This window comes from Corallococcus sp. NCSPR001 (assembly GCF_017309135.1).
Taxonomy (GTDB): domain Bacteria; phylum Myxococcota; class Myxococcia; order Myxococcales; family Myxococcaceae; genus Corallococcus.
On the sequence record NZ_JAFIMS010000002.1, the window covers coordinates 1,422,620 to 1,449,079 of the forward strand.

25 protein-coding genes are annotated in these 26,460 nt (G+C 70.7%); 15 read left to right on the plus strand and 10 right to left on the minus strand.

Annotated features, from left to right (window positions below):
• Positions 1–44: 44 nt before the first annotated feature.
• From JYJ93_RS07950 to JYJ93_RS07990, 9 genes are all read left to right on the plus strand, one after another.
• Positions 45–1,070 carry an SPFH domain-containing protein gene (locus tag JYJ93_RS07950; protein WP_206787662.1) on the plus strand — a complete coding sequence of 342 codons (1,026 nt, stop codon included), beginning with the start codon at positions 45–47 and terminating at the stop codon, positions 1,068–1,070.
• Between the two features lie 25 nt (positions 1,071–1,095).
• On the plus strand, positions 1,096–2,016 hold the full coding sequence (locus JYJ93_RS07955; protein WP_206787663.1) for an NAD+ kinase: 921 nt from the start codon (positions 1,096–1,098) through the stop codon (positions 2,014–2,016).
• A 419-nt stretch (positions 2,017–2,435) separates the two neighbouring features.
• Entirely contained in the window at positions 2,436–2,858 is a 423-nt protein-coding gene (locus JYJ93_RS07960) for a PTS sugar transporter subunit IIA (RefSeq protein ID WP_014399911.1), read from the plus strand.
• A 33-nt stretch (positions 2,859–2,891) separates the two neighbouring features.
• Positions 2,892–3,377, plus strand: a complete 486-nt coding sequence (locus JYJ93_RS07965) for a PTS sugar transporter subunit IIB (protein WP_206787664.1) — start codon at positions 2,892–2,894, stop codon at positions 3,375–3,377.
• 4 nt (positions 3,378–3,381) lie between these two features.
• On the plus strand, positions 3,382–4,101 hold the full coding sequence (locus JYJ93_RS07970) for a PTS sugar transporter subunit IIC (protein WP_206787666.1): 720 nt from the start codon (positions 3,382–3,384) through the stop codon (positions 4,099–4,101).
• On the plus strand, positions 4,098–4,916 hold the full coding sequence (locus tag JYJ93_RS07975) for a PTS system mannose/fructose/sorbose family transporter subunit IID (protein ID WP_206787668.1): 819 nt from the start codon (positions 4,098–4,100) through the stop codon (positions 4,914–4,916). Before JYJ93_RS07970 ends, JYJ93_RS07975 begins: the two co-directional genes overlap by 4 nt.
• Before the next feature lie 33 nt (positions 4,917–4,949).
• Positions 4,950–5,228: an HPr family phosphocarrier protein gene (locus JYJ93_RS07980; protein ID WP_014399907.1), complete on the plus strand. Its 279-nt coding sequence runs from the start codon at positions 4,950–4,952 to the stop codon at positions 5,226–5,228.
• A 43-nt stretch (positions 5,229–5,271) separates the two neighbouring features.
• Positions 5,272–7,080, plus strand: a complete 1,809-nt coding sequence (gene ptsP / locus JYJ93_RS07985) for a phosphoenolpyruvate--protein phosphotransferase (protein WP_206787670.1) — start codon at positions 5,272–5,274, stop codon at positions 7,078–7,080.
• 94 nt (positions 7,081–7,174) lie between these two features.
• Positions 7,175–7,504 (plus strand): hypothetical protein, encoded by a 330-nt coding sequence (locus JYJ93_RS07990; protein ID WP_206787672.1) that lies wholly within the window; start codon positions 7,175–7,177, stop codon positions 7,502–7,504.
• Between the two features lie 44 nt (positions 7,505–7,548).
• On the opposite strand, the gene JYJ93_RS07995 is transcribed toward JYJ93_RS07990, so the two are convergent.
• The 5 genes from JYJ93_RS07995 to JYJ93_RS08015 all read right to left on the minus strand — a co-directional run bounded on the left by JYJ93_RS07995 (position 7,549) and on the right by JYJ93_RS08015 (position 14,441).
• Positions 7,549–8,070 carry an MgtC/SapB family protein gene (locus JYJ93_RS07995; RefSeq protein ID WP_206787674.1) on the minus strand — a complete coding sequence of 174 codons (522 nt, stop codon included), beginning with the start codon at positions 8,068–8,070 and terminating at the stop codon, positions 7,549–7,551.
• Positions 8,071–8,083: 13 nt separating this feature from the next.
• Entirely contained in the window at positions 8,084–8,689 is a 606-nt protein-coding gene (locus JYJ93_RS08000) for an MXAN_6521/LA_1396 family lipoprotein (protein ID WP_206787676.1), read from the minus strand.
• Between the two features lie 99 nt (positions 8,690–8,788).
• Positions 8,789–11,440: an MMPL family transporter gene (locus JYJ93_RS08005; protein WP_206787678.1), complete on the minus strand. Its 2,652-nt coding sequence runs from the start codon at positions 11,438–11,440 to the stop codon at positions 8,789–8,791.
• 117 nt (positions 11,441–11,557) lie between these two features.
• Positions 11,558–13,726: a site-specific recombinase gene (locus JYJ93_RS08010; RefSeq protein WP_206787681.1), complete on the minus strand. Its 2,169-nt coding sequence runs from the start codon at positions 13,724–13,726 to the stop codon at positions 11,558–11,560.
• Between the two features lie 118 nt (positions 13,727–13,844).
• Positions 13,845–14,441 (minus strand): ABC transporter substrate-binding protein, encoded by a 597-nt coding sequence (locus tag JYJ93_RS08015; protein WP_206787683.1) that lies wholly within the window; start codon positions 14,439–14,441, stop codon positions 13,845–13,847.
• Between the two features lie 234 nt (positions 14,442–14,675).
• Between JYJ93_RS08015 and metK the strand changes: the two genes are divergently transcribed.
• The 3 genes from metK to JYJ93_RS08030 all read left to right on the plus strand — a co-directional run bounded on the left by metK (position 14,676) and on the right by JYJ93_RS08030 (position 17,272).
• Complete coding sequence (gene metK / locus JYJ93_RS08020) at positions 14,676–15,866, plus strand: methionine adenosyltransferase (protein WP_206787685.1); 1,191 nt, start codon at positions 14,676–14,678, stop codon at positions 15,864–15,866.
• A gap of 129 nt (positions 15,867–15,995) precedes the next feature.
• A complete protein-coding gene (locus JYJ93_RS08025) occupies positions 15,996–16,913 on the plus strand; it encodes a formyltransferase family protein (protein ID WP_206787687.1) in 918 nt (305 codons plus the stop codon).
• 53 nt (positions 16,914–16,966) lie between these two features.
• Positions 16,967–17,272 (plus strand): type II secretion system protein GspG, encoded by a 306-nt coding sequence (locus tag JYJ93_RS08030; protein ID WP_242543721.1) that lies wholly within the window; start codon positions 16,967–16,969, stop codon positions 17,270–17,272.
• Between the two features lie 194 nt (positions 17,273–17,466).
• Here JYJ93_RS08030 and JYJ93_RS08035 read toward each other — a convergent pair whose 3' ends face one another.
• Positions 17,467–17,940, minus strand: coding sequence for a YchJ family metal-binding protein (locus JYJ93_RS08035; protein ID WP_206787688.1), 474 nt, complete (start codon positions 17,938–17,940; stop codon positions 17,467–17,469).
• Between the two features lie 139 nt (positions 17,941–18,079).
• On the opposite strand from JYJ93_RS08035, the gene JYJ93_RS08040 reads away from it, so the two are divergent.
• The 3 genes from JYJ93_RS08040 (at position 18,080) to JYJ93_RS08050 (ending at position 20,661) form a co-directional block, all read left to right on the plus strand.
• The gene (locus JYJ93_RS08040; RefSeq protein WP_206787690.1) at positions 18,080–18,973 is read left to right on the plus strand and encodes an undecaprenyl-diphosphate phosphatase; all 894 of its coding nucleotides are present in this window, start codon (positions 18,080–18,082) and stop codon (positions 18,971–18,973) included.
• Positions 18,974–18,987: 14 nt separating this feature from the next.
• Positions 18,988–19,611 carry a CoA pyrophosphatase gene (locus tag JYJ93_RS08045; protein ID WP_206787691.1) on the plus strand — a complete coding sequence of 208 codons (624 nt, stop codon included), beginning with the start codon at positions 18,988–18,990 and terminating at the stop codon, positions 19,609–19,611.
• 129 nt (positions 19,612–19,740) lie between these two features.
• Complete coding sequence (locus JYJ93_RS08050) at positions 19,741–20,661, plus strand: class I SAM-dependent methyltransferase (protein ID WP_206787693.1); 921 nt, start codon at positions 19,741–19,743, stop codon at positions 20,659–20,661.
• Between the two features lie 8 nt (positions 20,662–20,669).
• Here the strand turns inward: JYJ93_RS08050 and JYJ93_RS08055 are convergent, their stop codons facing one another.
• The 4 genes from JYJ93_RS08055 to JYJ93_RS08070 all read right to left on the minus strand — a co-directional run bounded on the left by JYJ93_RS08055 (position 20,670) and on the right by JYJ93_RS08070 (position 26,397).
• Positions 20,670–21,263 (minus strand): hypothetical protein, encoded by a 594-nt coding sequence (locus JYJ93_RS08055; protein WP_206787694.1) that lies wholly within the window; start codon positions 21,261–21,263, stop codon positions 20,670–20,672.
• Between the two features lie 3 nt (positions 21,264–21,266).
• Positions 21,267–23,687 (minus strand): hypothetical protein, encoded by a 2,421-nt coding sequence (locus tag JYJ93_RS08060; RefSeq protein WP_206787695.1) that lies wholly within the window; start codon positions 23,685–23,687, stop codon positions 21,267–21,269.
• Between the two features lie 137 nt (positions 23,688–23,824).
• The gene (locus JYJ93_RS08065; RefSeq protein WP_206787696.1) at positions 23,825–25,180 is read right to left on the minus strand and encodes a sigma-54 dependent transcriptional regulator; all 1,356 of its coding nucleotides are present in this window, start codon (positions 25,178–25,180) and stop codon (positions 23,825–23,827) included.
• Positions 25,177–26,397, minus strand: a complete 1,221-nt coding sequence (locus tag JYJ93_RS08070; RefSeq protein ID WP_242543722.1) for an ATP-binding protein — start codon at positions 26,395–26,397, stop codon at positions 25,177–25,179. Before JYJ93_RS08070 ends, JYJ93_RS08065 begins: the two co-directional genes overlap by 4 nt.
• Positions 26,398–26,460 lie beyond the last annotated feature (63 nt).

Below are 26,460 nucleotides of genomic sequence, written 5' to 3' on the forward strand. Positions count from 1 at the left end.
CCAGGTTACACAAACCAGATGCAGCAGGTGAGGGGGATGCGCGGATGTTCATCGGGTACATGAAGTCAACGCCGACCACGTACGTGATGCAGTACCGGGACGGCGAGGTGGTCCGTGAGGGCGCGGGCCTGTCGTTCCTCTATTGGAAACCCGCGACGACGCTGGTGGCGGTGCCCCTGTCCAGCTCGGACGTCCCGTTCGCCTTCAATGAGGTCACCCGGGACTTCCAGCCGGTGACGATTCAAGGGCAGCTGACGTACCGGGTGGAGGACCCTCGGAGGCTCGCGGGGCTGTTGGACTACTCCATCACCCCGGGCGGGCGTCACCGCTCGGACGACCCGGAGAAGCTGGCGGACCGGCTGGTGCAGGCCGCGCAGGTGCGCGCCCGCGCGGTGGTGCAGTCCCTGAGCCTGCGCGAGGTGCTGGTGCAGTCCGACCTCCTGGAGGCCCGGGTGCTGGCGGCGCTGGCGGAGGCCGAATCCGTGAAGTCGCTGGGCGTGCACGTGATGGCCTTCTCCGTGCTCTCCATCCAGCCCACGCCGGAGATGGCGCGCGCCCTGGAGGCCGCCGCGCGCGAAGGGCTCCAGCGGGAAGCGGACGAGGCCATCTACGCCCGCCGCAACGCGGCCGTGGAGCAGGAGCGCCGCATCAAGGAGAGCGAGCTGGCCACGGAGCTGGTGGTGGAGGAGCGCCAGCGCCAGATTCGCGAGGCGAAGATGGCCGCGGACATCGCGGTGGAGGAGCAGCGCGCCGCCCTCATGGAGCGCTGGGCCCAGAACGAGCGCCAGTCCGCGGACGCGCGCGCGTACACCCTGGAGAAGACGCTGGAGCCGGTGAAGAACGTGGATTGGAAGACGCTGCTGGCCACGTCCGCCAACGGCGGCGACCCCGCGCTCCACATCGCCCTGGCCTTCCGCGAGATGGGCGAGAACGCCCAGCGCATCGGCGAGCTCAACGTGTCGCCGGACCTGCTGCGCTCACTGCTGCCCCCGGACGTGAACGCGGGACCCCGCTCGGGCCCCAAGCCGAACAAGCCCGGCCGCGCGGACGTCCAGCACTTCGACCGCTGAAGAAGGCCCCGGAAGGAGTCACGCCATGTTCGAGAAGGTCGTCCTCGTCACACGCAAGACGCGGCTGGCGGACCTGGTGGTCCGCTTCAACACGAAGAAGCAGGCGAAGTTCTACGTGGAGCACAACGGCCAGGACTTCCACGGCTTCGAGGCCGAGGACGACACCTACCGCCGCGCGGTGGACGGCCTGCGCTCGCAGCTGGACGTGGGGCTGCCGGTGCAGCAGGTGGACCGCTCGCTCGTACCCACCTTCCTCTTCACCGGCAAGGAGGTGGTGGTGGCGGTGGGGCAGGACGGGCTCGTCGCCAACGTGGCCAAGTACGTGGGCAGCCAGCCGCTCGTGGGCGTGAACCCGGATCCGGAGCGCTTCGACGGCGTGCTCCTGCCCTTCCTCCCGCGCGACGCCCGGGGCGCCGTGCTCAGGACCCTGGAGGGCCGCGCGAGGATGCGCCAGGTGCAACTGGCGGAGGCGCGGCTCCAGGACGGCCAGCGGCTGCTCGCCTTCAACGACCTGTTCATCGGCGCGCGCACGCACGTGTCCGCCCGCTACCAGGTCCGCTACGGCGGCAAGGAGGAGTCGCAGTCCTCCAGCGGCGTGCTCGTGTCCACGGGCGCGGGCTCCAGCGGGTGGCTGTCATCCGTGTTCGCGCTCGCGCAGGGGCTCACCCGCTGCACGGGCGGCACGCCGGGGAAGCCCTGGACGCTCGGCTGGGAGGACGCGCGGCTCGCCTTCGTCGTGCGCGAGCCCTTCGTCAGCCGTCACTCCGGCGCGGACATCGTCGGCGGCTTCGTCACCGCCCAGGCGGAGCTGGTGCTCGAGTCCCGCATGCCTCAAGGCGGCGTCATCTTCAGCGACGGCATGGAGGAGGACTTCCTCACCTTCGGCGCGGGCGCCACCGCCCGCATCCGTCCCGCCGAGCAGAGGGCTCGCCTGGTCGTCCACTGAGACACCGCACCCGATGCGACAGGTCCCCAGAATCCGGCGGACCCCGAGTACCGTTGGACCTCGCGGGCCCTCCTGGGATTCCCCGGTGATACAGCCGCTCCCATGCGACGGGACGGTCGGCTCCCTACCCACCGAGCGGGGGCGCCGGACTCGCCCCGCGGGGCACGCACCGTGGGGCCGCACCGCGCATCTCCTAGAGCGTGGGGAGACCGCGCCCGGCTCCCCGTCCGGCAGACGACACCGTGTCCCTTCCCCGGACCTGAAATTCCAGGCATGGTGGGCGCAGTCGCCTTACCTTCGAAGCGAAGTTGTTGGGGCAGCGGTTCCCAGGTGCAGGCGGAAGACTTCACCGGAGTTGCGTCCGGTCGTTGATGAGCGTAGGACGCAAATTCTCCCGGGAAGTGGCTCAGGGGTGATCAATGGTCGGCCTCGTCATCGCATCGCACGGGCGTCTCGCGGATGAGCTTGTCTCTACCGCTGAACAGATCGTGGGCAAGCTGCCCGCGGTGGCGACCTGCAACATCGAGCCGGGGGCTCCCGTCGAGGACCTCCGCGCCAAGATGAAGCAGGCGGTGAAGGCCGTGGATGAAGGGGACGGCGTCATCATCATGGCCGACCTCTTCGGAGGGACCCCCTGTAAGGAATCGCTGATGATGTGTCAGCGGATGAATCTGGAAGTCCTGGCCGGCGTCAATCTGCCCATGCTGCTGAAGGCCAATTCGCTCCGTTCGGAGCAGATGGCCCTGTCGGACATGGCCAACCAGCTGGCGTCGTACGGCCAGCGCAACATCACCTGTGCATCCGCCCTGCTTCGCGAGGCCCAGCAGCAGCCGCGAACTTGACGGACCCGCACGGGTCGGCGATTCGAGACTGTCGTGATCACCCTGGTCCGCGTCGACAACCGCCTCATCCATGGTCAGGTGGTCGAAGCCTGGCTCCCCCACCTCAAGGTGTCCCGAGTGGTGGTGGCGGACGATGAGGCGGCCTCCAGTCCCCTCATCCGTGCCGCCATGGCGCTCGCGGTGCAGAGCGCCATCGAGGTGCAGATCCTCCCCCTCGCCCAGGTGGACTTCGCGGCCCTGTCCAAGGACGGCGTGCGCACGCTGGTGCTCCTGAGGGATGTCTCCTCCGTGCCCTTCGCCTTCCAGCACGGGCTGGCCATGGACCAGCTCAACCTGGGCAACGTGCACTTCGGCACCGGGAGGCGGCAGGTGTCGCCGTCCGTCTTCCTGGCGGAAGGGGAGCTTCAGGCCCTCCAGCAGCTGTCCGCGCAGGGCGTGCGCGTGGAGGCGCGCGCCGTGCCCGCGGAGAAGTCCGTGGACCTGCCGGACTTGACCGAGCGCTGGTCGAAGGCCGGGTGAGCCGGTGAACGTCGGCTGGACCCAGGTGGCGCTCGCGTGTCTCTGGGGGGGCCTGGTGGCCGTGGAGCGCAAGGCGTTCCTCCAGGCCATGCTGTCCCGGCCCCTGGTGGCCGCCACGTTCATGGGCGCCCTGTTGGGCGACGTGGGCGGCGGCCTGTCCGTCGGCATGCTGCTGGAGCTGTTCTACCTGGGCACCGCCAACCTGGGCGCCTCCCTGCCGGAGAACGACACGCTCGCGGCCACCGGCACCGCCGCCGCCGCGGCCACCCTCACCGCCGCCACCGGCGCGGGCTCCACGCCGGCCATCTGGTCGCTGGCCGTGCTGCTCTTCATCGGGCTGGGGCGGGTGGGGCGCAGGCTGGACCGGCTGCTGGAGGGCTACTCCGCCCGGCTCGCGCGCGTGGCGCTGGCATCCGCGGAGGCGGGCAACCTCCACCGCGCCATGCGGCAGAACCTGTGGGGCATGTGGCCGCACTTCGTGGCCTACGGCGCCATCACCGGCGCGTGCGCGCTGGCCGGCTACTTCCTGGAGCCGCTGATGGTGGCGCTGCCGCACGGGATGGTGCGGGGCCTGGCGTGGGCGTACCCGGCCATGGCGTCCGTGGCGGCGGCCATCGCCGCGCAGTCCAGCCACGCGAAGCGCGCGCCCCTGTACGCGGGCCTGGCCGCGGCGGCCGTCACCGCGGCGGTGGTGCTGGTGCAGTTGCAGGAGCACCGGCCATGACGACGCCGACTCCAACGCCCGCGCCCGCCGTGCCCGCCGCCGCGCCGGCCTTCACGCCGCCCGCGCGGCTGTCCCGGGGCACGCTCTTGCGCGTGTTCCTGCGCTCGCTCTTCCTCCAGGCGTCGTGGAACCCCAAGGGCATGCAGAACCTGGGGCTCGCGTACGCGGTGTACCCGGCGCTGGCGAAGCTCTACCCGCCGGGCCCGCTGCGCGAGGCGGCGGTGAGAAGGCACCTGGTCTTCTTCAACACGCACCCGTACGTGGCGGCGGCCATCGTGGGCGGCGTGGTGAACCACGAGCAGAAGATTGCCCGGGGGGAGGAGACGCCGGACCGCGTGGTGGGCTTCAAGGCGGCGCTGATGGGGCCGCTCGCGGCGCTGGGGGACGGGTTCTTCTGGCTGTCGCTCAAGCCCGCGGTGGGCGGGCTGTGCGCGGCCATGGTGCCGCTGTTGGGCGTCTGGGCGGTGGCGCTCTTCCTGGTGCTGTACAACCTGGTGCACCTGCTCTTGCGCATCCGGCTGTACTGGCTGGGCCTGAGCCTGGGAGACCGCCTGGTGGAGGCCGTGGCGCGGGTGAACCTGCCCGCCAAGGGCGCCCGGCTCCGGGGCGTGGCGGCGGCGAGCGCCGGCGGCCTGGCCGCGTGGCTGGCGGTGAGCTTCGGAGCGACGGCGGGCGGGACCTGGGCGCCGTTCCTGGCGGTGGGGTGCCTGGCGGTGGGCGTATTGGCGTACGTGCTCGTCAACCGGCGCGTCCCCACCTACGTGGTCCTCTACGTCGCGGCGGGATTGGCCTGCGCGGCGGGAGCCTTTCTGTGAGTACGAACAGTCGAGTGAAGCGGGAGTCGCACGATGGCCAGTGAAGCCGAGGGAACCTTCGAGATCATCAACGCGCTGGGGCTGCACGCCCGGGCCGCGGCGCAGATGGTCAAGGTCGCCAACCGCTTCAAGAGCGAGGTCTCCATCCAGGCCTCCGGGCAGCGCGCCAACGCCAAGTCCATCATGGGCGTGCTGATGCTCGCGGCGGCCCAGGGCACGAAGGTGAAGCTCACCTGCAAGGGCGAGGACGCCGAGGCCTGCTTGTCCGAATTGAAAAAGCTCATCGAGGACCGGTTTGGCGAAGCGCAGTAAGCGTCGAAAGGGGAGTTAGAATCCCCAAGAGGTCAGGAGAACCGTGAGCAGCCAGGCCACCCCTACACTCAGGTTGACGGGCATCGGCGCCTCCCCGGGCATCGCCGTGGGCCATGCCTTCATCCTGGACAGGAAGCGCATCCGCACGCCCAAGCTGCGCCTGGCGGACGCGGAGGTGGAGCCCGAGCGGATGCGGATGAAGACCGCCATCGACCTGTCCGACCGCCAGCTCGCGGAGCTCAAGGACCAGATCACGCGCACGGAGGGCAGCGACCACGCCCTCATCCTGGAAGCGCACCGGCTGATGCTCCACGACCCCATGCTCGTGGACGAGGTCAACCGCCTCATCGTGGAGGACCGCATCAACGCGGAGTGGGCGGTGCGCCGCACAGCCCGGAAGATCAAGCACCTCTTCGACAACATCCCGGACGAGTACTTCCGCGAGCGCCGCTCGGACGTGGACTACGTGGCCGACCGCATCATCCGCAACCTGATGGGCCAGGTGGTGGACGAGGACGTGGAGGTGCCCGCGGAGGCCATTGTCGTCGCGCATGACCTGCCGCCCGCGGACGCTGCGATGATGGCTCGCAGCGGACGCGTGGCGGGCTTCGTCACCGACCTGGGCGGACAAACGAGCCACACCGCCATCGTCGCCCGCGCGCGTGAGACGCCCGCGGTGGTGGGCGCGGGGCGCGCGAGCGAGCAGATCTCCCCGGGCGACCTGGTCGCCATGGACGGCACGCGGGGCGTGGTGCTGGTGAACCCCACGGAGGACCAGCTCGCGCTGTTCCGCGAGGAGCAGCGCCGCTACCTGGAGAGCGAGCAGCTGGCGCTGGCCACGAAGGACCAGCCCTCGGTGAGCACGGACGGCTTCCGCATCCGGCTCAACGGCAACATGGAGTTCCTGGAGGAGATCCCCTCGCTCCTGGCTCACGGCGCGGAGGGCATTGGCCTGTACCGCACGGAGTTCATGTTCCTGGACCGCAAGACGGCGCCCACGGAAGAGGAGCACTACCGCGCCTACAAGCAGGTGCTGGAGGCCATGGGCGGGCGCCCCGTCACCATCCGCACGCTGGACCTGGGCGGCGACAAGGTGCCGGGCAAGACGAAGCACGAGAAGGAGCCCAACCCGGCCATGGGCCTGAGGGCCATCCGCTACTGCCTGTCCAACCGGGAGCTCTTCCGCGTCCAGCTGCGCGCCCTGCTGCGCGCGAGCGTGCACGGCAACCTGCGGCTGATGTTCCCGCTCATCTGCGGCGTCAGCGAATTGCGTGAGGCGCGCAGCGAGCTGGAGGCGTGCCGCACGGCGCTGGGACGCGCGGGAGTGCCGGTGGGCAAGCGCTTCCCGGTGGGCATCATGGTGGAGACGCCCAGCGCGGCGACCATCGCGGACCGGCTGGCGCAGGAGGCGGACTTCTTCTCCATCGGGACCAACGACCTCATCCAGTACTCGCTGGCCATCGACCGCCAGAACCGTGAGGTCGCGTACCTCTACCGGCCGCTGCACCTGTCGGTGCTGCGCATGCTCCAGAACGTCGTGGACGCGGCGAAGGCCGCCAACATCCCCGTCTCCATGTGCGGCGAGATGGCGGGCGATCCGCTCTTCACCCTGGTGCTCCTGGCGCTGGGCTTCGACGAGCTGTCCATGACGTCCGGTCAGATTCCGGTGGTGAAGCGGCTGATGCGCCGGGTGAGCCGGAGCGAGGCCATCGAGATGCTCCAGGGCGCCATGGAGCTGACGACCGCCGAGGAGATTGAGCGCTTCGTGCGCACGGAGATGGACCGGCGCTTCGGCGGCCAGGAAGGCTCGCTGCTGTCGCCGATGCGGGACCCTGAACCTGAGTCCGTGTAGGCCCTGCTCCCCCGCGTGAATGCGCGGGGGAGGGGGTCGCGGTTTCCAGGCGGAGTGCACACGTTCGCCGGACACGGATGCAGGAGGCAGCAGCGTGTTCAAGCCAACGGACATTCAGCGGGGCATGACGGTGCGGGACCGGGACGGCGAAGCGCTCGGCGGCATCGTCGCGGTGGACCCGCGCGGCTTCACCATCGGCAAGGGGCGCATCTTCGAGCGGGAATACCCGGTGCGCTTCTCCGATGTCGACGACCTGGACGGAGACGACGTCTACCTGCGCCGGGACCTGGCCAGCCTCCCGGGCGCCGTGCTGACCGCGGGCGCGCTGGAGCTGGACGACGACTCGCGCCACGGCCTGCACGCGTCGCGACGGCCGGTGGCCTACACGCACGACCTGACGGGTGCGCTGGTGCCCATGGAGTAGCGGGCGTTCACACGCACGCCCCGCTTCACCCGGGACGGGACTCCTCATTCATCCGAGGGGGACCCGTCCTCGCTGTTCTTGCCCTCGGGCGGCGGGTCGTGCCGCCCGCCGCCGTGCCGGCCCTCTTCGGGTGACAGCAGCCGGGAGACGGGGCGCAGCACCACCAGCGACAGCAGGGCCAGGGCCACGGTGGCGCCAGCCGCCACGTAGAGGCCCAGCCCGGAGGCCAGGCCCACGGAGGCCGTCAGCCAGAGGTTCGCCGCCGTGGTGAGCCCTCGCACCGCCCCCCCGTGGCGCAGGATGACGCCCGCGCCCAGGAAGCCGATGCCCACGACAATCTGGCTGGCGATGCGGCTGATGTCCGTCTGCGTGCCGCTGGGGTTCGCCGTCATCCGGAGCAGCTCCTCCGTGTACACGCTGGAGAGCGTGAAGCAGCACGCCCCCAGCGCCACCAGTGTGTGCGTGCGCAGCCCCGCGGCCTGGTTGCGCGCCTCGCGCTCCACGCCCAGGAGGCCGCCCAGCAGCATGGCCAGGGCCAGACGCCCGATGATGACTTGAGGATCCACCCGGGCCCGGACGCTACTCGCCCAGGTCGATCTTCTCGTCCTTGTCCACGTCGTTCAGTTCGGGACTGGGCAGCGTGTCCAGCGTGGCCACCAGCAGCTTGTAGGACGGCACCACGTAGGGCTCCACCTCCTGGCCCAGCTCCGTCACGTACTGCTCCTTGCGCTCCACGTACTTCTTGTCCTCGGAGTCCCAGCTGCCGCCCGCCTCCGCGGCCCACACCTCCTGGCCGTCGCGGCAGCGGATGAGCTGCGCGCGCACCGCCACCTCCGCGCCATCACCCACGCGCTTCACCGCCGGGTCCAGCCAGAGCACGCCTTCGATGCCCTCCACGCACTGGTCCTTGAAGGTGGGGTCCGTGGGACGCTCCGGGAGGGACGTGTTGGACTTCACGATGTAGTCCCGGTTCTGGTTGAGCCACTGCCGCGCGACGAGGCTCCACAGGTCCCCGATGTACTGCTGTCCCTGAGGGAACGGCTGCGTCACCACCGCCAGCCGCTTCACCTGCAGCCGGTCCACCGTCGCGTAGTCGGGCCGCAGCCGCTGGCTCTTCACCGTGCTCGCGCAACCCGTGAGCACCATCAGGCCCAGCACCGCGCCCACCCGCTTGAACGTCCCCATGGCTCGAAGCTCCCGAAGAAAAGAACGGCCCCGCGCTTCCCTTGGGGGAAGGCGGGGCCGAAAGGTCCGGCGCGGATATTAAGCGCTTCCTCCGCGCTGTCAGGCGGCGCGTGTGGAGGACGTGTCACCGCCGGAGGCGGAACCGCCCTCTGGCGAACGTCCCGCGTCCTTCTGCCGCTGGTCGTGCATGAGCTGCATCACCGCCGCCAGCACCGTGAAGGACACCAGCAGCGTGGTGATGAGGCCGATGCAGGCGACGAGGCCCATGGAGCGCAGGCCGTTGTGGCTGGCCACCAGCAGCGCCGCGAAGCCCGCCACCGCCGTCAGCGTGGAGGACGCCACCGCCGCGCCCACGCTGCGCAGCGCCACCAGCGGGGACGTGCCCTCCAGGAAGCGGTGCAGCAGGTACAGGCCGTGGCTCACGCCGAAGCCCAGCAGGATGGGCAGGATGATGATGTTCATGAAGTTCAGGCGCAGGTCGAACAGCGCCATGAAGCCCATCATCATCGCCAGGCCCACCGTCAGCGGAATCACGGACGCCAGCGCCAGCTTCGCGTTGCGGAAGTCCGCGAAGTGCATCACCAGGATCCACAGCGCGGTGAGGATGACCGTGAGCTTCGCGTCCTTGAGCACCATGCGCGCCAGCGACGCGTAGAGCTGCGTGGCGCCCGCGGCGCGGAACTCCTTCTCCACCGGCGGGCCGGAGGGGCCGGCGTCCGTGAACTTGCCCGGCGTCACCATGCCCTTGATGGAGCTGGTCTGGTCCGCGAACTGGAGCATCTGCTTGCCGTCCCACAGGTCCACGCTCGGGTAGATGAACGTGAGGTAGCCGTGGTTCTCCGGGCTCGTCGTGGGCAGGTGGCGGAACTGCGAGGCGTAGATTTCCGGCACGTGGTGCACGTCGAAGGGGCGCGCCTCCAGCATCTTGAAGAACAGGGCCGCCTTCTCCTGCGTCTCCGGCGGCAGCGCCTTCACGTCGATGTCCTTCAGCTCCTCCTGCCACTCCTCCAGGATCTTCGTGTTCGCCTGCGCGATGCCCTCCGGCGGCACGAAGGTGAACAGGCTCATCACCTGGGAGATGGCGGGGCGCTTCTTCGGGTCGGTCGTCAGCTCCTTGTAGAGGGCCTCCGTCTCCGCCAGGTCCTTGGTGTAGACGGCGAGCGGGTCGCTGGCGATCTTGAAGCGCGCGTTGATTTCATCCTGCAGCACCACGGACGGCTGGTTCGCCGGCATCAGCGCGCGGGTGTTGTAGTTGAAGCGCACGCCGTACGGCAGCCGCGCGAAGAAGCCCGCGTCCGCCGGGGGCTCGCCGCTCTTCCACGGGATGGCCGCGCCGCACACCATGGCGACAATCACGCAGCCCACCGCCAGCACCAGGCCGGGGCGCGGGATGCGCAGCTCCTTGCCGGACGCGTTGACCGCGGGCGGCGGCTTCATCACGCCAATGAGCTTCTGCGGCAGCTCCGGGTTGCGCCGGCCCGCCAGCGCCAGCATCGCCGGGCACCAGGAGAACAGCGTGAAGCCCAGCATCAGCGTGCCCGTGCCGGCCAGGAAGCCGAACTGGGAGAAGCCTTTGAACTCGCTCACCATCAGCACGTAGAACGAACCCGCCACCACCACCGCGGACACCAGCGCCGGACGGCCCGCGTTGATGACCGCGTCGCGGATGGCCACGTCGTAGCGCTTGCCCGCGCCCAGCTCCAGGCGCGTGCGGAAGATGAAGTGGATGCCGTAGTCGATGCCGAACCCCATCAGGATGCCGCCCAGGATGGAGGTGATCATGTTGAGCTCACCCAGCGTCGCGTAGGTGAAGCCCAGCGTGTACAGCGTGCCCGCCACCGTGCCGCTCACCACGATGAGCGTGGGCGCCCACTTGCGGAAGAACGCGATGGTGATGGCGAAGATGGCGACGAGCGCGATGATGGTGACCGGCTGGAGCGAGTCCTCGATGGCGTACGAGTCGTCCACCGCCGTCTTGTAGGAGCCCGTGAAGCCGTAGGCGACCGTCTTCTTGTCGCCCATCTTGTAGTAGTCCTCCACCAGCTGCACGCCCGCGGCGTTGCTCTTGGAGTACTGCTCCAGGTCCACGCGCAGCTTGTCCACGTACTGCTTGGTCTGGCCAATCTGGTTGGTGTCCCACATCGGCTTGATGAGGAGCAGCAGCAGCTTGCGGTCCTGGGAGATGTAGTAGTCGTCCGCGATGCTCTTGTTGCCAACGCTGGAGTACTTGTCGACCAGGTCCTGCAGGTCCAGCTTCACCGGCTCCGTCTTCTTGATCTCGATGTAGAAGGGGTTCGCGCGGCGGATCTGATCCTTGAGGAACGCCATGATGCGGCGCTTGCCCTCGGCCAGGTCCTCCGTCTTCACGAACAACACCATGTTGTTCTGAACGAACTCGACGGGGATCTTGTAGGTGACGGAGCGCGCGTTCTCCTTGTCCTTGCCCACCATCGCGGCCACGTCGTCCGCGACCTTCTTGAGCGTGGCCTCGTCGTCACCGCGGAAGGTGAGCATGAAGAAGCCGCTGCCGCCCACCATGTCGATGACCCGCTTGACGTCCTTCACCTCCTGCAGGTCCTGGGAGATGAGGTCCAGCTGGTTGGAGTTGATGGTCAGCTTCGACGTGCCCCACACGGCCAGACCGAGCAGCAGCAACAGCACGGTCATGACGGTGCCGGGGCGCCGGACCAGCATCTCTGCGTAGGCCAGGGCGAGGCGGGGCGGGGGATGGGAGGAAGGATTGCCGCTCATGGGCGCGGGACCCTATCGCTGAACGTCCCTGCCCGGAAGCAAAGCCAGGGACGCCTGTCCGCCCCACCTCCGCGCGAGACAGGGCCTCCCGCCTCGCGGGAATAACCCCTCGAAGCGTCAGTGCCCCGGAGGCCCGGCCAGGGGGACGACCTGCTCCCCGGTCCCACCCGTGACGGGCGCGTCGCGGGGCGGGAGGAGGAAGGGGAGCGGGCTGCGCAGGAAGCGCAGGAACACGGCGCCCAGGAAGCGGGGGCCCTCGCGGACCGGCACGTCGCGGGCGCGCAGGGCCACGCCCAGGGCCAGCGCGAAGGACACGCCGAAGTTGACGACACCCACGACGAGCACCCCCGCGGCGGCCGCCAGGAAGCCCGGCTCCAGCACGGCGGAGGGGCCCAGCGCGCACCCGGCCAGGGCCAGCGAGCCGAAGGAGAAGGTGACGTGCCGCACGTCCAGGGGGATGCCGAAGAAGCCGCCCACGCCCGGCGCCACCGCGAGCAGCACGCCCAGGGTGACGCTGCCGCCCACGCCCGCGGCGTGGTGTTCGAGCGCGTCCGCCACCCTGCGCGCGCCGTTCACGCCGAAGACCGCGCGCAGCACCCGGTGGTGGGCCAGCGCCTCCGGCAGGCGGCGGTAGACGATGAAGTTCTCGAACCAGCCCGCGGCCACGCTGGACGCCCACAGCAGCACGCCGGTGAGCGCGGCGTAGAGCAGCGTGGCGCTCTTCCAGGGGTGGAGCGTGTCCACGACGTGGCGGGCCTTCTCCGGCGACAGGAACGTGTGGCCCGTGAGCGACTGGAAGCCCAGCGCGAGCGCCACCGCGACGGGCAGCACGCAGCCCAGGTTGCCCAGGATGGCCGCCAGCTGGGAGCGGGTGACGCGCGGCACCAGCGCGGACAGGCGCTCCATGCGCCGGGCGCGGCTGTCCGGGCCGGTGTCCTCGCCCACCGCCGCCGCCAGCGTGGAGGCCGTCATGGACGGCTGCTTGGTGGCCAGCGTGAGGCCCAGCAACTGCATCACCACGAAGGCGCCCGCGTAGTTGAGCGCGACGAAGAGGCCCGCGAAGAAGGGGGCCAGCGGCAGGCCCGTGAGGACGAACTTCATCGCGGCGGCGAGCGCGGTGAGCAACCCGCCGCCCGCGGCCGAGTGCACCATGTGGTGGAACTCGGCGGGGGTGGAGGTGATGTAGTGCTCACCGGTGTTGCCGGTGCGCTCGATGATCTTTCGCGCCATCAGCCGCGAGTTGCGCCGCACCAGCGCGCGCACGGAGCGGTCCGCGTGCGCCAGCCGCAGCAGGTCCGACAGGAGCGCCAGCGCCTCGCGCCAGCGGGGCTCGCCGCGGGGCGCGCCCAGCACCCGGGCGATGGCCTCCATCCGGTCCAGGCCGCGCTGGATGCGCTCCAGCCGGTACACCAGGTCCACGCTGACGCCGGAGTCCTCCAGGTGCCGGGTGACGGTGCGCACCACGCCGCGGCAGTCCTCCACCGTGCGGGTCAGGTCCGCCAGCGCCTCCTGGGCCCCGTCGCGCGCCAGCACCGCGTCGGAGACCAGCCGCAGCCGCAGGAAGGGGGACGCGCGGAAGGCCAGGTCCGGGGTGCGGTCGCGCACGTCCTCCGCCATCCCCAGCCCCGCCACCTGCACGCCCAGCAGCAGCAGCGCGTCCATCAGGTCCCCGCGCACACGCGAGGACGGGGTGGGCTCCGGTGGGGGCGGCTCGCCCACCAGCGCCGTCAGCCGCGCCAGCAGCATGGGGGACAGCGCGCCCAGCCACTCCGCGTCCTCCGGCACCGGGAACAGGCGCAGCAGCAGCTCCGACAGCTTGCCCGGCTCCGGCGGCGCGGGCAGCACGCCGCGCACGAAGCGGTCCGTCAATTCGGAGAAGAAGCCGTTGCCCGCGCTCAGGCCCACCTGGGCGAAGAGCTTCAGGCCCCGGCTGCCAGCGCACACCCCCGCCACCAGCCGGGTGACGGACGCGCGCAGGGCGCTCTCGCCCTCCAGCACGCGCACCAGCAGGGACAGCCGGGAGTTCGCGGGGGACAGCGCGGGGTCGTCCGCGTCCGTGAGGCCGTGGGCGGGGATGCGGTCGCGCATCCAGTGGATCCACCGCGCCACCCACTCCAGGCGCGGCTCCAGGCCGTCGCCGGGGACCTCCACCAGGAGCCGGAGCAGGTCCCGCACCGCGGGGTGGCCGGGGGCCCGGGGGGCATACTGGACGCAGAACGCGTCCATCTCACGGTCGGACGGCACACCCCGGAGCAGCAGCCGCGGGGCGGGGGTCGAAACACTCATTCGCCAGGCGCTCCGGGGGAGGAGGATCGCCCCAGCCTACCCGGCCCGCGCCTCCCCCGAAACCCGGAGGGACGGCGAGGGCCGGGTCGCCCGGCTGCCCAGGTGGCGACTGACTGGATTACTTCACCTTCACCGAAGCCAGTTCGTTGTTCTTCGTGCGCATGGCGCCGAGCAGCGCGTCCCAGCCGCCCTCCTTGAAGAGGGGGCGGACCTGATCATCGCGGATGCCGGTGAGCATGGAGTCGCCCAGCACGGACACGTCCACGACCTTCCAGCTGCTGCCCACCTTCTCCACGGCGTACTTGAGCTTCATCTCCTGCTTCTTCAGCGGGTGGTTGATGAAGATGGTGGAGCCCACGAGCGCCTTGTCGCCCGTCACCTGCGGCTCGTCGTAGGTGATGGAGTCCAGGTTCTTGAAGTTCTCACGCACCTTGGGGAAGGCGATCTTCGCGAACAGGCTCTGGAAGAGCTGGGTGAACTCCTTGCGCTGGGCGTCCGTGGCCTTGGTCCACTCTTCACCCAGCAGGAAGAGGCCCTGCTGGTCGCTGCCCAGGTTCTCCAGCGCCTTGAGGTCCTTCTCGTAGCGCACGGACTGCACCACGGTCTTCACCGGCTTGGTGATGGCTTCGGAAGCCTTGGGCGCGGCGAGCGCGGGCAGGGCGAAGGTGAGGGCAACCAGGAAGGGAAGGGTGCGAATGCGGGCGATGGCGTTCATATGGGTCGTTGACCTCCAGAAGAAGGGCGCGGGTCCTGTAGCCCAGGAGAACGCCGCGCGAACCATGAAATTCAACCGGCGGCCAGGCACACCCGCGACGTCGGTCCGCCTGCCCGGGGGGCGCTTCGCGCCGAATAAACCCCTGTATCGACAGGTTTGACTCTGCTGGGACCGCACGTTTAGTGTCCGCCCCTCTGCGCTGCGTCACCGAATAAGCGCGAAGCCCGAGAAGACATGCCTACCGACTTCCTGTTCACGTCTGAATCCGTCACCGAGGGCCACCCGGACAAGATCGCCGACCAGATCTCCGACGGTGTGCTCGATGCCATCATCGCCAAGGATCCGCAGGCGCGCGTCGCCGTGGAGACGCTCGTCAAGACGGGCCTCGCCATCGTCGCGGGTGAGGTGACGACGAACACCTACGTGGACATCCCGAAGATCGTCCGCTCCACCATCACGCGCATCGGCTACACCGACAGCGCCATGGGCTACGACGGCAACACCTGCGGCGTCATGGTGGCCATCGAGGGCCAGAGCCAGGACATCGCCCGGGGCGTGGACAACAAGAAGGACCAGGGCGCCGGCGACCAGGGCATGATGTTCGGCTTCGCGTGCGACGAGACGCCGGAGCTGATGCCCGCGCCCATCCACTACGCGCACGCGCTGACCCGCCGCCTGGCGGAGGTGCGCCGCAAGAACCACCCGTGGATCCGCCCGGACGGCAAGAGCCAGGTCACGGTGGAGTACAAGGACGGCAAGCCGCTGCGCATCGACGCGGTGGTGCTGTCCACGCAGCACTCGGATGACGTCTCCAACAAGAAGATCCAGGAGGCCATCCGCGAGGACGTCATCCTGAAGGTCCTGCCGAAGAAGCTCATCGACAACAAGACCAAGTTCTTCATCAACCCCACGGGCCGCTTCGTCATCGGCGGCCCCATGGGCGACTCGGGCCTCACGGGCCGCAAGATCATCGTCGACACCTACGGCGGCATGGGCCGTCACGGTGGCGGCGCGTTCAGCGGCAAGGACCCGTCCAAGGTGGACCGCTCGGCCGCGTACATGGGCCGCTACATCGCGAAGAACGTCGTGGCGGCGGGCCTGGCCAGCCGTTGCGAGGTGCAGGTGTCCTACGCCATTGGCGTGGCGGAGCCTGTCAGCGTGATGGTGGAGACCTTCGGCACGTCCACCGTGCCGGAAGAGCAGATCGCCCGCGCCGTGCGCCAGGTGTTCGGCCTGCGCCCGCGCGAAATCACGGAGCACCTGGACCTGCTGCGGCCCATCTACCAGAAGACCGCCGCGTACGGTCACTTCGGCCGCGCGGAGAAGGAGTTCACCTGGGAGCGCACGGACAAGAAGGACGCGCTCCGTGAGGCCGTCGCCGCCCCCGCCCCCAAGACGCGCACGCCCCGTCTGAAGGCGGTCTGACCCCACCGAAAGCACTCCGGCCGGGTCCACGCGCTCGTCTCCTCCCCGGGGGCGAGCGCGTTTTCATTTCCGGGCAGGGCGCGTGCGTTGGCCGGGCGCACACGTTGGGTGAATTGTTAGGACACGGCCATGCCGACTCCGGGTGCCGCGTCTGGCTGGCGCATCGTGCTGCTCACCGTGGCCCCCGCGGTGGCGCACGACTTCACGCTGGCGCTGAGGGCCCTGGGGCATGACGTGGTGGCGCTGGTGGTGCCGTCGGGCATCCGGGGCCTGCGCCCGCTGGACATGGAGGGCTGGGCGGAGCTGGGGCGGCTCTTCGAGGCCGCGCCCCCGTCCGTGGACGTGCTGCTGGTGAGCGAGCGGGCGCACCTGACGCCCCGCCTGGCGGGCCTGAAGCCGGACCTCCTCCTGTGCTTCTTCTTCCCGTGGAGGCTGCCACCGGAGGCGCTGGCGTTGCCCCGGCTGGGGGCGGTGAACGCGCACCCGTCCCTGCTGCCGCGATACCGGGGGCCCTGTCCATTGGGGTGGGCGCTGCGTGAGGACGCCCGCGAGCTGGGGCTCACCTTCCACCGCATGGACGCGAGCTTCGACACCGGGCCCGTGCTCGCGCAGGGGACGTTCGCGGTGACGGACGAGGACGCGGAGGAGGTGGTCTTCGAGAAGCTGATGCTCACGTCGCGCCGGCTGCTGCCCGGGGTGATGGAGCGGGTTGCACGAGGAGACGTGGGGGAGCGGCAGGCGGAGGCGGACGCGACCTTCGCGCCCTTCTTCGAGCTGGCGTACCGGGACATCGACTGGCGCGACAGCGCGCGCGCCGTGCACCTGAAGGTGCGCGCGTGCCGCTTCGCGGGGTGGCGCGAGGGGAAGGGGGATGCGAGGGCCCGGCTCGAGGGCCGCTGGGTTCGCGTCCAGCGCACGCGGGCGTGGCGGGGCGAGGACCCTCGCGCGGAGCCGGGCACGCTGCTGGCCCGGCAGGGGGATGAACTGCTGGTGCAGTGTGGGGACACTCCGCTCTGGGTGGTGTCGCACGCGCCAGAAGAGGCCTGAGGGTGGAGTGACGTGGGCCCACGGGTCGCGCGGCGGCGGTGGGCGTGTCGGTGATGGGCCAGTTCGGCCAGGCGAAGCAGCAGCGCGTGGGGCTGGACTTCGGTTCGCTGGGGCAGGGGCTCCAGCTGTACGCGATGAAGAAGGGCCGGCTGCCGGACACCCCCTCCGGGCTGCGCGTGCTGGTGGAGGAGAACATCCTCCCGGAGCTGCCGCGCGACCCGTGGGGCAATGACTATGTGTACACGCTGGACCGGGGCGTGCCGGCCATCGTGTCACTGGGCGCGGATGGCGCACCGGGCGGCGACGGTGATGACCGGGACCTCTCGTCGCTCGACAGGGACGCGCGGTCCGGAGGGTGACGTGAGGAGGAAGAAGGGTGCTGCCCGAGTGGAGAAGCCACGATTGGGTGGCGTTTCAGGCCAAGGCGGATTCGAACCGCGAGCCCCATTGTGGTGGAGCTTTACCAGAGCGTGTAGGGCCTCTCCGGCCGGGCAGCACTTCCATGGACGCAAGCGCCGCGAAAATCCTGACGGGGATTTTCGCGGCCGTGCCTTCAGTCCGCGGGGAAGGTCTCGAGCGTGAGGGACTCCGGCGGGACCTTCAGCTCGCGCGGCAGCTTGAGGACGCCGTCCAGGTAGCGCCAGCCGGTGCCGTCGTGGCGGAAGTCCGAGCGCTCCACGAAGGACTGGTCCTTCCCCTTCTCGAACACCTTGGCGAAGAAGAGGACGCGGGAGAGCCCCGTCGCGTCCGGAGGCTGGTGGCCCAACACCGCCAGCCCCGGGTACTGGTGGGCCTGGGCGAAGGCGCGCAGCTCGCGCACGACGTCCGCTTCCGGACGGGCCCGCATCGGGTGGTCGGGGTGGAGCGTCTTCCACAGGTACGCGGCGTCGCGCTGGGCGAAGGCGCTGTAGCGGCTGCGCATGAGGCGCTCGGCGTCCGGGGCTTCCGCCTCGCCTTTGTGGAAGGGGGCGCAGCACTGCTTGTAGCGCTGGCCGGAGGAGCAGGGGCACAGGGGGACGGGGGGCATGGCGGGGTGGAGCCTACCCGGGTTCGCCTCCCGGCTTCCCACGCCGGACGGTCGGGTGGCGGACCCGGGCCCCGGTGTGGGGAACCTTCGCGCTTGCGGGGCAGGGGGGCAGGGCATATCCCTGGCGGCCACGTTCCCTATGAGCCTGCTCGAAGCCATCGTCCTGGGTCTGGTCCAGGGTCTCACGGAGTTCCTGCCCATCAGCTCCACCGCGCACCTGCGCATCGCGCCAGAGCTGTTCGGCTGGCCCGACCCGGGCGCGGCGTACTCGGCCATCATCCAGTTGGGCACGGTGGCCGCGGTGCTCATCTACTTCCGCAAGGACATCGTCGCGCTGGTGAAGGCGTTCGTCGTGGGGCTGGTGAAGCGGGACCCGTTCGGCACGCTGGAGGCGCGGCTCGCGTGGTTCGTGGGCGTGGGCACGCTGCCCATCGGCATCTGCGGGCTGGCGTTCAAGAAGCTCATCGAGACGCAGTTCCGTTCGCTCTACGTCATCGCGGGCAGCCTCATCGTGCTGGCCATCGTGCTGTTCGTCGTGGAGAGGCGCGCGTCGCACCAGCGCACCGTGGCGGACATGACGTGGAAGGACGGCATCCTCATCGGCCTGTGGCAGGCGCTGGCGCTGGTGCCGGGCTCGTCCCGCTCCGGCACGACGCTCACGGGCGGCCTGTCGCTGGGGCTCAAGCGCGAGGACGCGGCGCGCTACTCGTTCCTCTTGTCCATCCCGGCGACGACGCTGGCGGGCATCTTCGAGCTGAAGCACCTGCTGGAGGCCACGCAGCGGCCGTCGACGGTGGCCCTGGTGGTGGGGACGCTGGTGGCCTTCCTGTCGGGCATGGCCGCCATCGCGTGGCTGTTGAGCTTCCTGAAGCGGCGCACCACGTTGGTGTTCGTGGTGTACCGCATCGCGCTGGGGGTGCTGCTCTTGGGGCTGTTGCAGGCGAACATCCTCAAGCCGATGTCCGGCGTGGAGAACCTGGCGACGCCGGAGGCTCCGACGAAGCCGCCGGTGGAGAAGCAGATCACGGACTGAGGAAGGGGGAGGTCGTGCGCGTGCAGGCCCTGTTCGATGCGCTGGAGTCGCGGCTGACGGCGAGGCCGGCGCGGACGTTCGAGTGGAAGGGCCGGGCGCTGCGAGAGGCCGCCGTGCTGGTGCCCCTCTTCGAGCGGGATGGCGTGCCCCACGTGGTCTTCACGCGGCGGCCCGCCACCCTGCGCACGCACGCGGGGCAGTACGCCTTCCCGGGCGGAGGCCAGGAGGCGCGGGACGTCACGCCGGTGGAGACCGCGCTGCGCGAGACGGAGGAGGAGCTGGGCATCGCTCGCGCGCACGTGCGCGTGCTGGGCCTGCTGGACGAGACGCCCACCACGTCCGCGTACCGCATCCGTCCCTACGTGGGCGTCGTACCGGGGGACGGAAGGTACGTGCCCAATCCGATGGAAGTGGACCTGGTGCTGGAGGTGCCGCTGGCGCGCCTGCTGGACCCCGCCATCCTCCGGGTGGAGCGGCACATCTGGGAGGGGATGGAGCACGACGTGCACTTCTACACGCACGGCGAGCACGTCATCTGGGGCGCCACGGGGCGCATCCTGCGCAACTTCCTGCAGTTCGTGGTGGAGGTGCCGGGCATCCAGGACCTGCTGGACGCTCCCCTGCCTGCTGACCGCTGAGCCCCCGGGTCCGTGCTGGCGGGCGGCCCTGGCGCAAAGGCGCCTTGTCGCCTTGGACGGCCGGTCCCACGTTGAAGGGGAAACCCTTCGAAAGGGCGCGACGTGGATGGTGGCAATGGGGCCGGGGGCATGGAGGTGAGGGAGGCCGCGCTGGTGGCGCTGGGCGAGGCTCTTCGCGCCAGGGGGTATGCCTTCACGACGGTGACCCCGGAGACGCACCGGCGGGTGAACGCGCGGCCGGGGGCGAAGGTGGCCCACTCGGTCCGGGACGTCTTCGGATGGAGCCGGCCTTTCGGACCGGGCGTGCTGGAGCCCCGGATGGTGGCGCTGCTGGAGGAGGCGGGCGCGCTGGTGGACTGCAGGGACGGGACGCACCGGAGCCGGGTGCGGTTCTCCAGCCTGGGCGCGGGGCTGTACGTCCATTCGGCGTGGCCCACGTCGGAGCAGGACGCGGTGTTCTTCGGGCCGGACACCTACCGGTTCTGCGCGTTGCTCCAGCGGGTGCCGGGCAGTTTCCGGCGCGCGGTGGACCTGGGGTGCGGCTCGGGGGCCGGGGGCCTGTCGGTGGCGGCGCGGAGCGCGCAGGTGGTGCTCGCGGATTTGAACCCGTTGGCGCTGGAGTACTCGCGGGTGAACGCGAGGCTGAACGGCGCGCACGCGGTCCAGGCGGTGCACTCGGACCTGCTGCGGGACGTGTCTGGCCGGTTCGACCTCATCATGGCGAACCCGCCGTACCTGGCGGACACGGACAAGCGCACGTACCGGGATGGCGGCGGCACGCACGGCACGGAGCTGTCGGTGCGCATCGTGCGTGAGAGCGTGGAGCGCCTGGGGCCGGGCGGCACGCTGGTGCTCTACACGGGAGCGCCGGTGGTGGACGGTGAGGACCTGCTGCGCACCGCGCTGGAGCCGGTGTGGCGGGGCGCGCCGCTCTCGGAGGTGCGCTACGAGGAGCTGGACCCGGACGTGTTCGGCGAGGAGCTGGAGAAGGAGCCGTACGCGGGCGTGGAGCGCATCGCGCTGGTGGCGCTGGTGGCGCGGCGGGGCTGAGGGCCGCGTCAGGGCTGGCGGCTCACGTCGCAGCGGCCGGTGGCCTGTCTCGCCAGGTCTTCCGCCACGGAGCGCAGCAGGCTCCCCAGGACGGGTGTTCCGGAGGACGAGGCCTCACCCTGGGTGAGCCAGCGCGCCATGCGGCCCAGGCTCGCGGCCGTCACGACCTGGAGCCGCACCTCCACCCGCACGACGAAGTGCTCGTCCGCTCCGGGCCTGGAGTCCAGCGTCCAGGCCACGCGCTCCAGCTCCAGCGTGCCCACGCCTCCGGTCAGCTCTCGCCCGTCCAGGACGTAGCCCTCTTGCGTGAAGGCGAGCACCTGGGTGACCCGCGCGCTGTCCAGGTGCGCGTCGAACCAGAAGGCGCGGCGCTTCCAGAGCGTCAGCTCCACCTCCAGCTTCCCCGCGAGGCCCAGCCGCACCAGCCGGTCCAGCTCCGGGGAGATGAAGGCGCGTGCCTCCGGCCGGACCATCACGCGCTTGCCGGAGAGCGTCGCGGTGCAGGCGGCGGACGCCTCTTCCGCGTGTGCTCCGGACGCGAGCAGGCCCGCCGCGACGACGAGCGCCGCGCCTTGCCTGCCCTTTGTGGCGTGCCTTCCCATGGCTCAGAAGGTCCGGTTGAACAGCAGGCGCGCCTCGGGCTCGAGCCGGGCCTTTTCGTCGATGCGCCAGGCGGCCTCGAAGCGCAGGGTGTCACCGAGGTGGAGGCTGGCCCCCAGGCCCAACTTCGCGTCCGACCATGCGCTCGCGGCGTGCACCGAACCCAGGTCCGCGAAGAGGCCCAGGCAGTCCCAGCGGTACTCGGCGCTCGCGAGCACCGAGCTGTCTCCGCCCCGGAACTCCTTGAAGCCGAAGCCTCGCAGCGCGCTCCAGCCTCCCAGCGCCTCCTGCTTCTGCAGCGGCAGGTCGTGGCCCGTCGCGGCCCGCAGGCGCAGGTTCAATCGAGTGTCCCACTTCATGGGCATGTCCAGCGCCACGTCGCCCACCAGCTTCCAGAAGCGCGCATCCGCGCCGTCCGCGCCCGGGCCTTCGCCCACCTCCAGCGTCACGAAGCCGCGCAGCCTGGATTCGCGCCTCCAGCTCTCATGATGCTTGAAGAGGGACGTCTCCGGCGTGCGGAAGAGCGAGCCCACGCGCGTGTCGCGCTCCGCGGTTTCGCTGTACTCCAGCCGCACCACCGCTGAACGGAAGCGCCCTTCGTTCACCGGCGCGTTCGGGAACGGCGGGTCATCATTCCGGAAGAGGCTGAGCGGCGGCGTGAAGGACTGGAGCGAGCTCATCGTGTCACCGCGCACCTCCACGCCCGCGAGCCACGAGTCCGCCCAACGCCAGGTGGCGAAGGCCGTGAAGCCCTGACGGCGGAAGTAGTCCCGGTCCGGCCGGTTGATGAGGAACGAGTAGAAGTACGAGTCGAAGTCCCCCAGCCGCCAGCGGTCCAGCGTGTCGATGAAGTCGTGCACCTGCGCGCCCAGCTCCTCGATGCCCAGCGCGGGCAGTTGCACCTTCGCGCCGCCCAGCAGGTTGACGTGGCGCTGACGGCTCGTGCCCTCCGGATCATCCGGGATGTGCTGTCCGCCCAGCCGCAGGGGGATGAAGAAGCCTCCCTCCAGCGTCGTGTGCACGCGGTCTCGGGAGTCGAAGATGCGCAGGCTCGCCTTGAGCCCCGGCGCGAAGCCCGTCACCTGCGTGTGCACGGGCAGCAGGTCCACGTCCAGGTCCGGAGGACGCGGGCGCACGTGCACGATCAGCCGCTTCCCCGCCAGCGTGAGGCCGTCGCTCCCGGCGTCGCGCCAGCCGTTGAACATCCGGTTCCAGCCCAACTCGAACTCCACGCGCTCGTGGCGCCGCGGCTTTCGGCGGGGCTCCTCTTGCGTGCGGTAGGTCCGCGTGCCGTCGGCCTCGCGCTCCTCGACGATGCGCACGGCCGTGCGTTCCTCCTGGAGGTCCTCGCTGTCCACCGCGCGCAGGAAGGGCAGCCGCGACTCCATGCGCTCCATGGCGCGGCGGGCATCACTGCGGAGGAAGACGTCGCCGGGCTCCAGGCCCAGGGCTTCGCGCACCCGTGTGGCCATCGCGTCGTCCACGCCACGCACCTCCACGGACTCCAGCTGGCCTTCGTCCACCGTCACGACCAGCCGGCCTTCAGGGGACAGCGTCGCGGACACCGTCGCGAGCAGGTATCCGTCGCCCTCGCGCAGCGTCTTGAGGACGCGGTCGAGCGCGGCGTCCAGGCCTCCCCGCATGATGCCGGGGCGGAACGCGCCGCCCTCCCGTCGCGCCAGCCACGCCCGGGGCGGGCGCGGCGGTGGGCACGGGCTGACGACCCTCAGTTGCCCGCGGCGCGTGTGGAAGCTCAGCGTGGTGACCTCGTCATCGTCCTCGGCCGCGTCGGCGGAACGCTCGAACAGCGCTCCCCACAGTTCGTCGGGCCGGAGGTCTTGAAGGCCTTCGAACTCCACCGAGGTGAGCGTGGGGTTCTCCTGCAACGTCACTTCGAGCAGGGCCGGACCCTGCTCACTGACGCGAACACGCGGCTCCACGCGGGCGAAGAGGCCGGTGCGCGCCAGGCGATGCAGCAGGGACTGCACCTGCGTGGCCGTCAGGGGGCGGGATGCATCCGGGGGCGGTGCGCCCACGAGCTTGCGGACCTGCGCCTCCGTGAGCCGCTGGAGCCCGCGAAACTCCAGGCCCGTGGGCGTGAGTCCCCGGCCGTCCACCTCGACCTGCATGGCTCCGAGCACCGTGGAGTCCGAGAGGTCGCCATCGTCCTCGTTGAAGCCCTCCGGGCACGTTGAGTCATCGGAGTCCTCCGATGGCGCAGGCGCCGTGTGGAGGGTGGCCGAAGCGTCGGAAGGGTTGCCCTCTTGAGCGGGGCGGGCCGCGTCGCTGGCCGAAGGCGCGGAGGCGCCACCGGCATCCGGTGCGGGATGGGAAGCGGGGACCCCGGCGGAGGTGCCGGCATCCGGTGTGGGTTGGCCCAGGGCAGCGAGCGAGACGAAGCAGAGCGCCAGTGCGAGACGGTTCATGGAGGGCGGTAGGAGCATGCTCCGTTCCAGGCGGGGCCTCGCGGCAAGTGCCCGGAACGACGGAGGGCGAGCAGACGGGCGGATGTCATGGACACATCCGGATGTCTCGGGCGGTTGTGGCCGTGACATCGCGCGGCTCACGAAGACACAGGCAGACCCAGGGCCTTGATGCGCCGGTAGAGGTTGCCCCGGTCCACCTGGAGGATGCGCGCGGCCCCGGCGATGCTCTCACCTTCGCGGAGCGCGGCGCGGATGAGGTCCCGCTCGAAGTCCTCCACGTGCTCGCGGTAGCTCTTGTCCCCCAACGTCCTGCGCGGCGCGGGTGCGGCGCCCGTGGGAGCCGCCACCGCGTCCGGTCCCAGCTCCAGCGGACCCTCGCCGCGAAGCAGGTTCAGCCGCTCGATGACGTTGCGCAGCTCGCGCACGTTGCCGGGCCACGGGTAGGCGCGCAGCGCGGCCTCCGCTCCCGGCGCGAGCACGAGCGGCGTCTTGGGGCCCGCGAGCTCCGCCGCGAAGACGCGCGCGAGGGGCAGCAGGTCCTCGGGACGTTCGCGCAGCGGCGGCAGGTGCAGGGGCAACACGTTGAGGCGGAAAAAGAGGTCCTGCCGGAAGCGGCCTTCCTTCACCGCGCGGCCCAGGTCCTGGTGCGTGGCCGCGAGGATGCGCACGTCCACGGGCACTGGCAGCGTGCCGCCCAGCCGCTCCACCTGCCGCGTCTCCAGGACGCGCAGCAGCTTGGCCTGGAGCTCCAGCGGCATGTCCCCCAACTCGTCCAGGAACAGCGTGCCGCCTTGGGCCTGTTCGAAGCGGCCCGCGCGCCGCGCCACCGCGCCGGAGAAGGCGCCTCGCTCGTGGCCGAACAGCTCGCTCTCCAGCAGCGTGGAGGGGATGGCCGCGCAGTTGACCGCCACCAGCCGGCCCTTGCGTCCGGAGGCCTTGTGCAGCGCCTGCGCCACGCGCTCCTTGCCCGTGCCCGTCTCTCCGGTGATCAGCACCGCCGTGTCGCTCGGGCCCACGCGCGCGATGAGCTGGCGCAGGGACTCCATGGCCGGGCTCTCGCCCACCAGGTTCCCCGGCTGGGCCAGCGCGTCGAGCAACCGTTCGCGCTCCTCGCGCAGCGCGCCCAGGGCCAGCGCGTTGTGCAGCGCCGTGAGGAGCCGCTCGGGGGACGGAGGCTTCTCCACGAAGTCCGTGGCGCCCAGCTTCAGGGCCTGCACGGCTTCGGTAGGAGAGGCTTCGCCGGACAGGACCACCACGGGGACGGGCAGCGGCTTGGGCAGACGCGCCAGCAGCTCCAGCCCGGTCTCGCCCGGCATGCGCAGGTCCAGCAGCATCAGCGCGGGCGGCGCGTCCGGGGCTTCGAGCAGACGCGAGGCCTCCGCCGTGGAGCGGGCTTCCACGGGCGTGAAGCCCCCGTCCTGGAGCAACCCGCGCACGGCCCGCAGGACGCCGGGGTCGTCATCGACGATGAGGATGCGGGCTCCGGTCTTCATGTGGGCACCTGGGAGGCGTCGGAAGGCAGCACCACCTGGGCCCGGGTGCCACCCTGGGCGCCCGGCTCCAACCTCAAGGTGCCGCCGTGCTCGTGGGCAATCTTCTGCGCGATGGGCAGGCCCAGCCCGCTGCCACCGGGCTTGGTGCTGAACAGGCCCCGGGTGAGGGCAGGGCCCTCCAGGACGCCGGTGACGCCGCTGCCGCCGTCGCTCACGGTGACGTGCACGCGTCCGTCCGCGGCTCCGTGCAGCGCGACGTGGACGGGTGGGGCGTCCGGTGCGGAGGCCTCGGTGGCGTTCTTCACCAGGTTGCCGAAGAGGCGGCGCAGTCCATCCGGGTCCGCGCGCAGTGACACGTCTTCACCGGGGTCGAGCATCACGGGCACCGGCGACGTGCCCGCGTACAGCGCGCACACCTCCGCGAGCAGTGGACGCAGCGCGACGTCCTGGAAGCGGGGGGCCGGCAGGCGCGCGAAGGTGGAGAAGCTCTGGGTCATGCGCATGAGCAGCTCCACCTCCTCCTGGAGGAGGGCCACGGCTTCGGCGAGGCGTGTCGGGTCGGGTGGGGTGCCGGCATCCTGGGGAGACAGACGCGCGAGCGACAGCCTCATTGCGGTCAGGGGGTTCTTCAGCTCGTGGGCGAGCGCCCGCGCCACGTCCTGCCACGCGGCGATCTGCTGGGCGGCCTTGAGGTGTTCGCGCTGGTCCAGTAGCTCCTGGCCCATGCGGTTGAACTGGCCCAGGAGGAACTGGAGCTCATCGCGAGCGGGCTCGGGGACGGGGAGACGGACGGACAGGTCTCCGCGCGAGTAGGCCCGCATGCCTTCCAGCAGCGTGGCCATGGGGCGCGTGAGGACGCGGCCCAGGAGCACGGCGGACACGGCCAGCACGACGGCGGCGATGGCGCCCACCCCGGCGATGAACACGGGCACGCGGCGCACCAGGGCCCGCCGTGCCAGCTCCGCCTGCGCCAGGTTCAGCCGGGCTTCGTCGAGCGCATCCGGCGGCAGCCCCCGGCGGCTCAGCTCATCGGAGACGGTGTCGAGCACGGCCTCCACGGGCGCGATGGAGATGGAGAGCACGCGCTCCAGCACGCCCTGGGCGAGGGCGCCCAGCAGCCCCAGCGGGATGAGGCCCGCGAGCAGCATCACGGCCAGCAGGCGCCGGCGGAAGCGGAACGGAGGCGGGGGAGGGCCCATGGATGGCGCGCGGCTCATGGCGCGCTGTTCATATCGCGGGGCATGCATCGTTTGCGCGGATGGGGACTCCCCAGGGGGTGC

Excerpts from the sequence above, each read along its gene's own strand:
- JYJ93_RS07955 (WP_206787663.1), top strand. The coding sequence starts at position 1,096 with ATGTTCGAGAAGGTCGTCCTCGTCACACGCAAGACGCGGCTGGCGGAC.
- JYJ93_RS08065 (WP_206787696.1), bottom strand. The coding sequence starts at position 25,180 with ATGAAGACCGGAGCCCGCATCCTCATCGTCGATGACGACCCCGGCGTC.
- JYJ93_RS08050 (WP_206787693.1), top strand. The coding sequence starts at position 19,741 with ATGGAGGTGAGGGAGGCCGCGCTGGTGGCGCTGGGCGAGGCTCTTCGC.
- JYJ93_RS07960 (WP_014399911.1), top strand. The coding sequence starts at position 2,436 with ATGGTCGGCCTCGTCATCGCATCGCACGGGCGTCTCGCGGATGAGCTT.
- JYJ93_RS08070 (WP_242543722.1), bottom strand. The coding sequence starts at position 26,397 with ATGAGCCGCGCGCCATCCATGGGCCCTCCCCCGCCTCCGTTCCGCTTC.
- JYJ93_RS08030 (WP_242543721.1), top strand. The coding sequence starts at position 16,967 with ATGGGCCAGTTCGGCCAGGCGAAGCAGCAGCGCGTGGGGCTGGACTTC.
- JYJ93_RS08000 (WP_206787676.1), bottom strand. The coding sequence starts at position 8,689 with ATGGGGACGTTCAAGCGGGTGGGCGCGGTGCTGGGCCTGATGGTGCTC.
- JYJ93_RS08055 (WP_206787694.1), bottom strand. The coding sequence starts at position 21,263 with ATGGGAAGGCACGCCACAAAGGGCAGGCAAGGCGCGGCGCTCGTCGTC.
- JYJ93_RS08005 (WP_206787678.1), bottom strand. The coding sequence starts at position 11,440 with ATGAGCGGCAATCCTTCCTCCCATCCCCCGCCCCGCCTCGCCCTGGCC.
- JYJ93_RS08010 (WP_206787681.1), bottom strand. The coding sequence starts at position 13,726 with ATGAGTGTTTCGACCCCCGCCCCGCGGCTGCTGCTCCGGGGTGTGCCG.
- JYJ93_RS07980 (WP_014399907.1), top strand. The coding sequence starts at position 4,950 with ATGGCCAGTGAAGCCGAGGGAACCTTCGAGATCATCAACGCGCTGGGG.
- JYJ93_RS08035 (WP_206787688.1), bottom strand. The coding sequence starts at position 17,940 with ATGCCCCCCGTCCCCCTGTGCCCCTGCTCCTCCGGCCAGCGCTACAAG.
- JYJ93_RS08015 (WP_206787683.1), bottom strand. The coding sequence starts at position 14,441 with ATGAACGCCATCGCCCGCATTCGCACCCTTCCCTTCCTGGTTGCCCTC.
- JYJ93_RS07975 (WP_206787668.1), top strand. The coding sequence starts at position 4,098 with ATGACGACGCCGACTCCAACGCCCGCGCCCGCCGTGCCCGCCGCCGCG.
- metK (WP_206787685.1), top strand. The coding sequence starts at position 14,676 with ATGCCTACCGACTTCCTGTTCACGTCTGAATCCGTCACCGAGGGCCAC.
- JYJ93_RS08025 (WP_206787687.1), top strand. The coding sequence starts at position 15,996 with ATGCCGACTCCGGGTGCCGCGTCTGGCTGGCGCATCGTGCTGCTCACC.
- JYJ93_RS08060 (WP_206787695.1), bottom strand. The coding sequence starts at position 23,687 with ATGAACCGTCTCGCACTGGCGCTCTGCTTCGTCTCGCTCGCTGCCCTG.
- JYJ93_RS08040 (WP_206787690.1), top strand. The coding sequence starts at position 18,080 with ATGAGCCTGCTCGAAGCCATCGTCCTGGGTCTGGTCCAGGGTCTCACG.
- JYJ93_RS07950 (WP_206787662.1), top strand. The coding sequence starts at position 45 with ATGTTCATCGGGTACATGAAGTCAACGCCGACCACGTACGTGATGCAG.